The organism is Bacillus timonensis, assembly GCF_000285535.1.
In the GTDB taxonomy this organism is placed as follows: Bacteria; Bacillota; Bacilli; order Bacillales; family Bacillaceae_L; genus Ferdinandcohnia; species Ferdinandcohnia timonensis.
In genome coordinates, this window is record NZ_HE610985.1 from 828986 (window position 1) to 839054 (window position 10069).

The 10069-nt window shown below is 36.0% G+C and carries 13 protein-coding genes; 5 read left to right on the forward strand and 8 right to left on the reverse strand.

The window, feature by feature from the left end; genetic code table 11:
* Window positions 1–7 precede the first annotated feature (7 nt).
* The 3 genes from BTHG_RS04430 to typA form a co-directional block, all read right to left on the reverse strand.
* Window positions 8–292 (reverse strand): hypothetical protein, encoded by a 285-nt coding sequence (locus tag BTHG_RS04430; RefSeq protein ID WP_010282795.1) that lies wholly within the window; start codon window positions 290–292, stop codon window positions 8–10.
* A gap of 11 nt (window positions 293–303) precedes the next feature.
* Entirely contained in the window at window positions 304–591 is a 288-nt protein-coding gene (locus tag BTHG_RS04435; protein ID WP_042341545.1) for a YlaH-like family protein, read from the reverse strand.
* 88 nt (window positions 592–679) lie between these two features.
* Complete coding sequence (gene typA / locus BTHG_RS04440; protein ID WP_010282799.1) at window positions 680–2521, reverse strand: translational GTPase TypA; 1842 nt, start codon at window positions 2519–2521, stop codon at window positions 680–682.
* 148 nt (window positions 2522–2669) lie between these two features.
* Between typA and BTHG_RS04445 the strand changes: the two genes are divergently transcribed.
* Entirely contained in the window at window positions 2670–2855 is a 186-nt protein-coding gene (locus BTHG_RS04445) for a YlaF family protein (RefSeq protein WP_010282802.1), read from the forward strand.
* A gap of 150 nt (window positions 2856–3005) precedes the next feature.
* On the opposite strand, the gene BTHG_RS04450 is transcribed toward BTHG_RS04445, so the two are convergent.
* Window positions 3006–3800: an inositol monophosphatase family protein gene (locus tag BTHG_RS04450; RefSeq protein WP_010282804.1), complete on the reverse strand. Its 795-nt coding sequence runs from the start codon at window positions 3798–3800 to the stop codon at window positions 3006–3008.
* A 134-nt stretch (window positions 3801–3934) separates the two neighbouring features.
* On the reverse strand, window positions 3935–4123 hold the full coding sequence (locus BTHG_RS04455; protein ID WP_010282806.1) for a hypothetical protein: 189 nt from the start codon (window positions 4121–4123) through the stop codon (window positions 3935–3937).
* Between the two features lie 212 nt (window positions 4124–4335).
* Here BTHG_RS04455 and BTHG_RS04460 point away from each other — a divergent pair, with 212 nt between their 5' ends.
* Window positions 4336–4971 (forward strand): YktB family protein, encoded by a 636-nt coding sequence (locus BTHG_RS04460; RefSeq protein ID WP_010282809.1) that lies wholly within the window; start codon window positions 4336–4338, stop codon window positions 4969–4971.
* A gap of 119 nt (window positions 4972–5090) precedes the next feature.
* Here BTHG_RS04460 and BTHG_RS04465 read toward each other — a convergent pair whose 3' ends face one another.
* Both BTHG_RS04465 and BTHG_RS04470 read right to left on the reverse strand, forming a co-directional pair.
* A complete protein-coding gene (locus BTHG_RS04465) occupies window positions 5091–5354 on the reverse strand; it encodes a UPF0223 family protein (RefSeq protein WP_010282812.1) in 264 nt (87 codons plus the stop codon).
* Between the two features lie 11 nt (window positions 5355–5365).
* On the reverse strand, window positions 5366–6325 hold the full coding sequence (locus BTHG_RS04470; RefSeq protein ID WP_010282816.1) for an NAD(P)H-dependent flavin oxidoreductase: 960 nt from the start codon (window positions 6323–6325) through the stop codon (window positions 5366–5368).
* 404 nt (window positions 6326–6729) lie between these two features.
* Here BTHG_RS04470 and BTHG_RS04475 point away from each other — a divergent pair, with 404 nt between their 5' ends.
* Window positions 6730–8202 carry an aminotransferase class I/II-fold pyridoxal phosphate-dependent enzyme gene (locus tag BTHG_RS04475; RefSeq protein WP_010282819.1) on the forward strand — a complete coding sequence of 491 codons (1473 nt, stop codon included), beginning with the start codon at window positions 6730–6732 and terminating at the stop codon, window positions 8200–8202.
* A gap of 54 nt (window positions 8203–8256) precedes the next feature.
* Here the strand turns inward: BTHG_RS04475 and BTHG_RS26130 are convergent, their stop codons facing one another.
* Window positions 8257–8373, reverse strand: a complete 117-nt coding sequence (locus BTHG_RS26130) for a GapA-binding peptide SR1P (protein ID WP_010282821.1) — start codon at window positions 8371–8373, stop codon at window positions 8257–8259.
* A 289-nt stretch (window positions 8374–8662) separates the two neighbouring features.
* Here BTHG_RS26130 and BTHG_RS24235 point away from each other — a divergent pair, with 289 nt between their 5' ends.
* Together BTHG_RS24235 and BTHG_RS24240 are read left to right on the forward strand one after the other, a co-directional pair.
* Window positions 8663–9067 carry a DUF1885 family protein gene (locus BTHG_RS24235; protein WP_408605268.1) on the forward strand — a complete coding sequence of 135 codons (405 nt, stop codon included), beginning with the start codon at window positions 8663–8665 and terminating at the stop codon, window positions 9065–9067.
* Between the two features lie 604 nt (window positions 9068–9671).
* Window positions 9672–10049 carry a Pal-related lipoprotein gene (locus tag BTHG_RS24240; RefSeq protein WP_010282825.1) on the forward strand — a complete coding sequence of 126 codons (378 nt, stop codon included), beginning with the start codon at window positions 9672–9674 and terminating at the stop codon, window positions 10047–10049.
* Window positions 10050–10069: the final 20 nt, after the last annotated feature.

The following is a 10069-nucleotide window of genomic DNA, read 5'->3' on the forward strand; positions in this document are numbered from 1 at the left end:
TGTTGATTTATTCGTAATTTTGATATCTCTCTGGATGTTGTCTGATTTGGTCGTGCATAACCTCAATTAATTCGGTCGGAAACCTTGCACTCTTCGCTTCTCCATCTATCTTATACTTCACAAGATACATGACATCATCTTTTTGAACCTCGATATCACGCAACTTAAACTCGTTTACCAAAATATCTTCAAAAAGGTCAAACGTTTCCTTTGCCGCTTTATCGTCAGGTCTTGCTTCAGCGACCACTTTGATCGTTAACCAATTATAAATTGCATCCTGCAGGGATTTCATTGAATTACCTCCTAGGCTTCACTTTTCTTTGTTTGGTGAAGTCTGATTTTATAGATGGATAAAAGCAAGGCGGCAATCAGTAATCCTTCTGCAATCGGTAAAAATGCCCCTAAAAACGTCAAAATAGTACAGCCTAAAGCAAGAAATAAATAAATGACAATATTTTTTAACAATGGCAACTTCTTTGCAAAACCTAAACGAAAGACAATAATCGTCAAAATCAAGATTACACCGTACAATATATTTGCACCGACACTTGGAGTTGTCGAACTATAGATTGTTTTTGCAATTGGCCACATATGTTCATAAACATCCGTATCCAAAAATAACCCTCCTTCTCGCACTTTCCTACCATTAAAGTATCAGAAAGGGACAAGGTTCACAACATTATTGATTCACTTCAGCAAGTTTTTTTCGTTTTGCTGCTTTTTCGCGTTCATTCTTATCAAGTACTTTTTTACGTAAACGGATGGATTCAGGTGTAACTTCACAATACTCATCATCATTTAAGTACTCAAGTGATTCTTCTAATGACATAATACGCGGCTTTTTCATTGATGTCGTTTGATCTTTGTTTGCCGAACGCATGTTTGTCATTTGTTTTGCTTTCACAATATTTACAGTTAAGTCATTTTCACGAGTATGTTCTCCAACAATCATACCCTCATACACTTCTGTACCTGGCTCAACAAAAATGGTACCACGATCTTCAACACCTGTTATTCCGTATTGAGTTGCTTTACCAGTTTCCATTGAAACAAGTACCCCTTGTCGACGTCCACCAACTTGACCATGAGCCATTGGCTTATAGCTATCAAAGGTATGATTTATGATACCAAAACCTCTTGTTAAGGTTAAAAATTCAGTTGTATATCCGATAAGTCCACGTGCAGGCACCATGAAAATGAGTCGAACTTGACCATTACCATTGTTAATCATATCTAGCATTTCGCCTTTACGAGCTCCTATGGACTCCATGATTGCACCAGTATGTTCTTCTGGGACATCAATTTGAACACGTTCTACTGGTTCACAACGTACTCCATCGATTTCCCTTACGATTACTTCCGGTTTTGAAACTTGAAGCTCAAACCCTTCACGACGCATATTTTCGATTAAAATTGATAAGTGTAGTTCTCCACGACCTGAGACAATCCAAGCATCAGGTGAATCTGTATTATCGACACGTAAGCTCACATCAGTATGAAGCTGTTCACGAAGACGCTCCTCAATTTTACGTGATGTTACATATTTGCCTTCTCTACCAGCAAATGGGCTATTGTTTACTAAGAATGTCATTTGTAGGGTTGGTTCATCGATATGAAGAATTGGCAATGCATCTTGGTGTTCGATTGGACAAACTGTTTCACCAACATTGATATCCTCCATACCAGATACAGCAACAAGGTCTCCCGCTTTTGCTTCCTGAACTTCAATACGTTTTAATCCTGAGAAACCAAAGATTTTGGAAACACGGAATTGCTTCACAGAGCCATCTAATTTCATCAGGGCAACCTGCTGTCCTACATGCATCGTTCCTCTAAATACTCGACCAATTCCAATTCTTCCAACATAGTCATTATAATCAAGTAATGCTACTTGAAATTGTAATGGTTCTTCACTATTATCAATTGGAGCAGGAATATTCTCGATAATACAATTGAATAAGGCTTCCATATTCTCATCTTGTTTGTGAGGGTCTGTGCTTGCTGTTCCATTGATGGCAGAAGCATAAACAACCGGAAACTCTAATTGTTCTTCTGAAGCATCAAGTTCGATAAATAAGTCGATTACTTCATCAACAACTTCTTCAGGACGTGCGAAGTCTCGGTCAATCTTATTTACTACAACGATTGGTGTAAGATTTTGTTCCAACGCTTTTTTCAATACAAAACGAGTTTGTGGCATACAGCCTTCGTATGCATCAACAACTAATAATACACCGTCCACCATTTTCATAATACGTTCTACTTCTCCACCGAAATCAGCATGTCCCGGTGTATCCATAATATTAATACGAGTATCCTTATAATTAATTGCTGTATTTTTGGCAAGAATGGTTATACCACGTTCACGTTCAATGTCATTTGAGTCCATTGCGCGTTCTTCAACATGCTCATTTGAACGGAATGTCCCTGATTGATGAAGCATTGTATCAACAAGTGTTGTTTTTCCATGGTCAACGTGGGCGATAATTGCTATATTTCGTAAGTCATTGCGTGTTGTCACTATTTCACATCTCCTATTAGTAAAGTAAGGAATCATTTTTTACATTTTTTTACTTTTGAAAAGTACTGGAACTAAAACATTATATACCATAGAGTAGAAATAATACACATTTATCTGTAAAATAAATTTTGGAAAGGGGCAAATTATGATGAAAAATGTAAATATCCCAATGCTTCTGTTTGCCATTGCTACTGCCGTTTGCATCATGCTAATTGGTGTATCAATTGCTGAAAAAAGTGTCTTAGGTATTATTCTGTCTATTATTGCTGTAATTATTGTGACAGGTTTAGGATTTACAACAAAGAAAAAAATGCGTGAGAATGGCAGAATCTAACTAATAAAGCGGGGCTAACCCCCTGCTGTATTAGTTTTACCTCCAGCAGATGCCACAGATTTTCAAAAGTAACTTTCGAACAAGTTCGAAAAAATCTTGGAGCAAATGTCCGAGGGTCATTTGATTTTTGCCTTTTCCACGCATACGTTTTTATTTTCTTTTTAAAAATTTTGTAAAGATTTCTTTATGTAAATTAGGTCTTGCCACAAAAACACTATTCTCCGCTAAAAAGTTTAGGGGTTCACCATCTAACGTTGTAATTACCCCACCGACCTCATTTAACAAGACAACACCTGCCGCAAAATCCCAAGGTGATAGTCTCATGGTGATATACACGTCAATTCTCCCAGTCACAACATAAGCCAACTCCAAAGCTGCTGAACCATAGGAACGTGTACCACGGACAGCATTTACAATCGGAATCAAAATTTTAGGGTCAATCCGTTTATTTTCAGTAACCCATGTCGCATTAATTGCAACAATAGCTCTTTCAAGAGGGACTTCCTCTAATGGGTCAATTTTTGTGGAGTTAAAATATGCACCACGTCCTTTGCGGGCATGATATAGTTCATCGTGAACCACGTCATAAATCATTCCGATTTGCCCAACACCACCTTCATATACCGCAACAGATATTGCAAAATTACGCTGTTGGTGAACGAAATTCATCGTCCCATCAATGGGATCGATAATCCAAGTGATGCCTTTTAATGATTGAATTTTATCACCAAATCCTTCTTCACCAAGAATTTGGTGTGATGGAAACGTTTCATGAATTTTTTTAATAAAAAATTGTTCTGTTTCTTTATCCATATTAGTAACAAGGTCATCTGGATTTGACTTTGTTTCTATGACAAGCTTTGTTTTAAAAGAATCTCGAATTCGTTCTCCTGCCTCTTTTATCCAATGCTTTGCATAGTCCTCTATTTCATCCCAATTAACCATTTTTAGTACCTCACTTTTTTTATCTCAACATATAGTATATGCACATGTATCATTCTTTAAAAAAATCTTACTTTACTTAATACGTGAAATGCAAGTAATAAGTAAAGCGAACCATTTCAGGTTCGCTCTCTTCTTTATGCCTCAAGTTTTATCATTTCTTGGCTTAATTTTTGTAATTTCTTTTTACATTCTTCTTTTTTCATTTCATCTTTTTCAATCATCGCATCATAAAGGGTTGCCAATTCATAATCTACTTCCATCCGTAACACAGCCAAGCGTTTCTCTCCGTCTTTTCGCTTCAAATCATTAATCACTTGTTTCAACTTCCGCACCCCTTTTCCTCTTTTTCGATCATCCACTTTCCCTTATTGGCTATTTCTACTGGTTACTATATCTTATGAAGGAGCTCGAGCATTGTAACAAATATGTGCGAATACCTAGATAAGCATTTAAGGCAGATGCCAAGCAGGTTAGTTCAGTTTCGCTTTTGTTCTATGGTAAAATACGATTAGAATTATCAATAGGAGGATATGGAATGGCTTTTACAGGGTTTACAAAAGAAGACTTTCGTGTATTTACAATAGATGGACTTGAAAACAGAATGGATGCATTAATTACAAATGTTCGACCTAAATTAGAGGAACTAGGTAAGCATTTTGCTCCAACACTCTCAAGTCTTACAGGAGATGAAATGTTTGCTCATGTTGCCAAACATGCTAGAAGAACAATCAATCCACCTAATGATTCATGGGTAGCTTTTGCAAATAATAAACGCGGGTACAAAATGTTGCCTCATTTCCAAATTGGATTATGGAATACTCATCTATTTGTTTGGTTTGCTGTGATTTATGAATCTCCAATCAAAGCTGAGTTTGGTCATTTCTTAAATAAGCAATCTAAGAAAATTAGAGAAAGTGTTCCAGACCATTTCCGATGGTCAATTGATCACACAAAACCAGAGACCCTTACCCATCATGAGTTAAGTGACCAAGAACTTAAATCAATGTTCACACGGCTACAGACAGTTAAAAAAGCAGAAATTTTATGTGGGATTACCATTTCTCGAGACGAAGTAATTGAAATGAAGCCTGATGAATTAGTACAAGCAATTGATGGAACTTTCAGAAAGTTACTACCATTATACCAGTTAGCGCAGAAAAGTTCAAAATAAGTTTACTTTTCGAATTATTTTTCGACAAGCTTTCATGAAAAAGGATGTCCTATTCTTAAAATAAGACATCCTTCTTATCAAATACGTATTGGCTTGTGATTTACCCCTACTGATTAAGGTTACATTTTGATGATTTCCGTATTTTCTTTTGCTTTTTGAATAACACGGTATGCGGAATAACCACTAGTTTCCTCAAATTCTCCACAAACCTGTTTTTCCTCTGATTTGCTTGGAACAATTTCTTTGAATCGTTTATAAGCTTTCATCATTTGTTCCTTTGCAATTCCCTTCTCATATGCTTTTTCAACACATTCAAAAAAGGCAATCACATCGACTACCTCTTCGGTGTTCCACTCATATGAAATCGGATATTGATAATCCAACTTCTTCACCTCTATTTACTCCATTTAGTTCGAATTTGCTCAGCCTCAGTAATCATTCGCTCGAAAAGCTCAGCGACTGTTGGTTCATCCTTAATGAGACCCATTACTTGACCTGCCCAAGCAAATCCTTCATTAATTTTACCATCATAAACATAGCTCATATTAGCTTGACCACTTATGTATTCCTTTAAGCCTTCATAGCCACTTTTTGCTTTTTCTAGCTCAAGAATCTTTGAAGTCCATTCATTTGCAATGGCTCGACCAGGTGCACCAAGTGATCGTTTAATAACGACTGTATCATTTTCAGTTCCGTTAATCAATGCATCTTTATAAGCTTGATGTGCATGAACACATTCCTTAGTGGCAATAAAGCGAGTTCCCATTTCGATTCCTTCAGCTCCAAGGCTTAATGCAGCCATCAAGCCACGGGCATCACCAATCCCGCCGGATGCAATTACTGGAATCGAAACAGCATCAACAACCTGTGGAATAAGAACCATTGTACCAATATCTTGTCTACCGAGATGGCCACCACCCTCTTGACCAACAACCATAACAGCGTCTGCCCCTAATTCTTCAGCTTTTTCCGCTTGTCTTCTTGCTGCAACAAGAACGAGTTTCTTTGTATTAACGCCTTTTAATTGTTCAAAAATAGGAGCAGGGTTTCCACCTGTCATTGTGATTACAGGCACCGCTTCTTCAATTGCAACTTCAAGCATGTCAGAGAATGTTCTCCCATGCTGTCCGATTGCATAGTTTACTCCAAAAGGTTTGTCAGTTAATTTCTTTACTTTTTGAATTTCATTGCGAAGTTCTTCTGGTGTGTCAAGTGACATAGCTGTGATTTGGCCGAGTCCTCCTGCATTCGATACAGCTGCTGCAAGTTCAGAGTATGCTAAATATGCAAGTCCCCCCTGAATGATTGGATATTTAATACCTAATAAACTTGATACCTTTGTTTCCCAATTCATTAAACTCCCACCTTTCAATTAATGAGTTTCGATAAAAATTCGAAAACTCCTCTTTTTAAAGCTTTTCTTATTAGCAATACAAGCGGCTGATATATAAATTTTACAGCAAAGTTTAACAGCTCAAAAAATGTTTAAGAATCCCTCTTTGTGACAATTTAAAAGAAAGAAATATTTTTATATGCAAATAGTAAGAGAAGTGCTATAATTCACTTGTTTTGTAAGTTTTGTAACGAATGTGATATCGCCGTTTTTGCCCCGACAAGCACAAGACATCTGCCTATAGATTATATTCTTGACCTACTTGACGGAATGGCTTATGAACTCGAGGGAGTTGGCGCTCAAACTGAATGTAAAAAAACAGCAAATTATCATTTGAAATATGATTAAAGAGGTGTGGTTATCAATTGTCACAAAATGAAACACCATTATTTACAGGCCTTGTTGAACATGCAAAAAAGAATCCAACTCAATTCCATATACCGGGACATAAAAAAGGCGCAGGGATTGACCCTGAATTTCGAAAATTTATCGGGGACAATGCCCTATCAATTGACTTAATTAATATTGGACCTTTAGATGACCTTCACCAACCTAAAGGGATTATCAAGCAAGCCCAGGACCTTGCTGCAGAAGCGTTTGGTGCCGATCATACATTTTTTTCTGTACAAGGTACAAGTGGAGCGATTATGACAATGGTCATGGCTGTCTGTGGCCCCGGCGACAAAATCATTGTACCGAGAAATGTGCATAAATCGGTTATGTCGGCAATCGTCTTTTCTGGTGCAGTACCAATCTTCATTCATCCAGAGATCGATAATCAGCTAGGTATATCTCATGGAATCACGACTGATTCAGTTGAAAAAGCACTTGAACAGCATCCAGATTCTAAAGGCTTACTGGTGATTAATCCAACTTATTTCGGAATTGCAGCTGATTTAAAAAGAATTGTAGATATCGCCCATTCTTATGACGTTCCTGTCCTTGTTGACGAAGCGCATGGCGTTCATATTCATTTCCATGATGGGCTTCCTTTATCAGCCATGCAGGCAGGTGCTGATATGGCGGCGACGAGCGTTCATAAATTAGGTGGTTCGATGACGCAAAGCTCTGTTTTAAATGTAAAAGAAGGCTTAGTATCCTCTAATAGGGTCCAAAGCATTTTAAGTATGCTGACTACAACGTCTACATCCTATTTGTTATTAGCATCTTTAGATGTTGCCAGAAAACGTTTGGTGACAGAAGGATATGAGCTGATTGAAAGAACCATTCAATTAGCAAATTATATCCGAGATAAAATCAATGAAATAGACAAACTTTATTGTGTCGGAAGAGAAATCTTGGGATCAAAAGCTACATATGATTTCGATCCGACAAAATTAATTATTTCAGTTAAAGACCTTGGTATAACTGGATCTGATGCAGAAGTTTGGTTACGTGAAAAATATAATATTGAGGTTGAAATGTCAGACCTCTACAATATCCTTTGTATTGTAACACCTGGTGATTCTAAAAAGGAAGCTGATATACTTATTGAGGCGCTTGCTAATCTGTCTGATGAAGTATCACATTTGACTGAATCGAGAGCTGTACCAGAAGTTTTACTACCTGATATTCCAGTTCTCGCTTTATCACCTAGAGATGCTTTTTATTCTGAAACAGAAGTTGTCCCATTTGAAGAATCTGCCGGTCGTGTAATTGCCGAATTCGTGATGGTATACCCACCTGGTATTCCAATTTTTATACCTGGAGAAATCATTACAGAAGAAAACTTAACCTATATTCAAACCAATATTGAAGCTGGCCTCCCCGTTCAAGGACCTGAAGACTATGAATTAAAATTCTTACGTGTCATCAAAGAACACAGAGCAATTAAATAATATCAAAAAAGAAAGCATGCAAATTTGCATGCTTTTTACATATGATTTATGGAATTAGTTTTCTTCGTGACGGCAATCACAGTGGTCGCATGTTGAATAAAGAGTTGTTACCTTCTCGTATTCAAAGTGCTCGATTGTTTCGCTGCAAGTTTGACAGATGATTGTACCCATTATTCAAAGCCCCTTTCGAAAAGTAGATTTCTTTTTACTCTTTTTTGAAAACGCTTTATGTTATGTTACTTATATAATAGTATGTCACATTTAGTTAGTCAATGGTTAATTGTATAACATTTTTTATTTTTTTTGCTTATTATCATCATATTTCCTAAAATAATTAGACAGGCCGGAATCTAATGCAGACCGTAGTTGTAAGTCTTACCAATTAAATGCTAGAATAATAGTGATTTCAAAAAAGAAAAGAAAACAAGATACATAGAAAATTAACAATCTGGAGTTGGGAGTGACGAGTTTGGAAAACGCATACATTAAGCTTGTTCCAGCATCAAATACACAAAATATAGCACTTGATGATGTCAAAAATCTCTTTAACTATTACAAAGAAATTACGAGTAAAACAGGGAGACAACTCGACTGGAATTACGACGATGCTGCCTTTCCGTATCAAATAAAAGAGATTAACCAAGAAAACAATTGGTTTTATTTAAAATCAGACCACCAAAAATATAATGCCATCGTAGTTGGAGTAGACCAAGAAGTAATTGAGGGCGAAAATGGTGATGTTATATCACAATCTTATATACAAGTAACATTGCCAGGAAATTCAACCGCAGGAGACAAAGGTAAGGCTAATGAGTTTTGCAAGTTCTTAGCGAAAAAACTTGAAGGTGAACTACATCTTTTTTAACGGCCGTATCATGTATTTTTACAAACGAAAATAGCCAATCATACAATTTTTAAAATAAAATGTGAAAAACAAACAAAAATAAAAAAGTAGACCATATCATCAGATGTGGTCTACTTTTATGTAATGGCCCAAAAGATTTTTTCAAAAGAGAAGAAACTTAGGAAAGAAACAACTGTTATTAGAAATGAGCCTCTTCTTGTTAAACCAATTTTATTTGCAAGTAAAAAGGCGGCATAACAAAAAAATCAGTAATAATATTCCTTTCGCAAGTATACTGTCAGATCGAGATAGCCACGTAACCAACGAAAAAACACTCCAAATTAATACTTGAATTAGCCCAATAACATATATCTTCACATTAAAGCTCTCCTTTTATCTTAAGGTTCCTAAAGCTTGTCTTTTATGAATTTCTATTTACTATATTAATTAATATGCAAAGATATATGGTAGTATTTTTCATTTATATAACAAATCGATTACATTGGAATGAATTTTTTGAATACATGATAAAATAAACTGGAATGAAAAAATAGGTGTTTTGTATGATAAAAATAGAAATAAAGACCTATACATTTGACTATTTTATGGAAGAGTGATTATAAAAATGAAAGCATATACTCTAATCATACTTTCCTTTTTTATACTTTCCTCATGTTCTTTTAACCAGACGCAGCCAACACTGCCTGAAACCGATGAAAAGCAAATTATCTTTTTTTCAGATGAGAATAATCTCCGCAATGAGAGTAATTACTATGATGCCTTATTGGAGCTAAGAAGTAAATTTCCGACTGAAATCGCCAATATGAAGGTTGTTTCTTCTGAAGATAATAGATTATATACGAAGTATAAAGTTGAGGAATATCCTTCGTTATTAATTGTTCAACAAAATAAAGTCCTAAAAAAAATTGAAGGAAATGTCGCCAAAGATGAAATCATTATCCCTTTGGAAAATGTATTATCTACAGCAAGCTCAAAAAAATAATAAAAAAATCGCTCCGATTG

Excerpts from the sequence above, each read along its gene's own strand:
- BTHG_RS04430 (WP_010282795.1), bottom strand. The coding sequence starts at position 292 with ATGAAATCCCTGCAGGATGCAATTTATAATTGGTTAACGATCAAAGTG.
- BTHG_RS04435 (WP_042341545.1), bottom strand. The coding sequence starts at position 591 with ATGTGGCCAATTGCAAAAACAATCTATAGTTCGACAACTCCAAGTGTC.
- BTHG_RS04460 (WP_010282809.1), top strand. The coding sequence starts at position 4,336 with ATGGCTTTTACAGGGTTTACAAAAGAAGACTTTCGTGTATTTACAATA.
- BTHG_RS26130 (WP_010282821.1), bottom strand. The coding sequence starts at position 8,373 with ATGGGTACAATCATCTGTCAAACTTGCAGCGAAACAATCGAGCACTTT.
- BTHG_RS04470 (WP_010282816.1), bottom strand. The coding sequence starts at position 6,325 with ATGAATTGGGAAACAAAGGTATCAAGTTTATTAGGTATTAAATATCCA.
- BTHG_RS04445 (WP_010282802.1), top strand. The coding sequence starts at position 2,670 with ATGAAAAATGTAAATATCCCAATGCTTCTGTTTGCCATTGCTACTGCC.
- BTHG_RS04450 (WP_010282804.1), bottom strand. The coding sequence starts at position 3,800 with ATGGTTAATTGGGATGAAATAGAGGACTATGCAAAGCATTGGATAAAA.
- BTHG_RS24240 (WP_010282825.1), top strand. The coding sequence starts at position 9,672 with ATGAAAGCATATACTCTAATCATACTTTCCTTTTTTATACTTTCCTCA.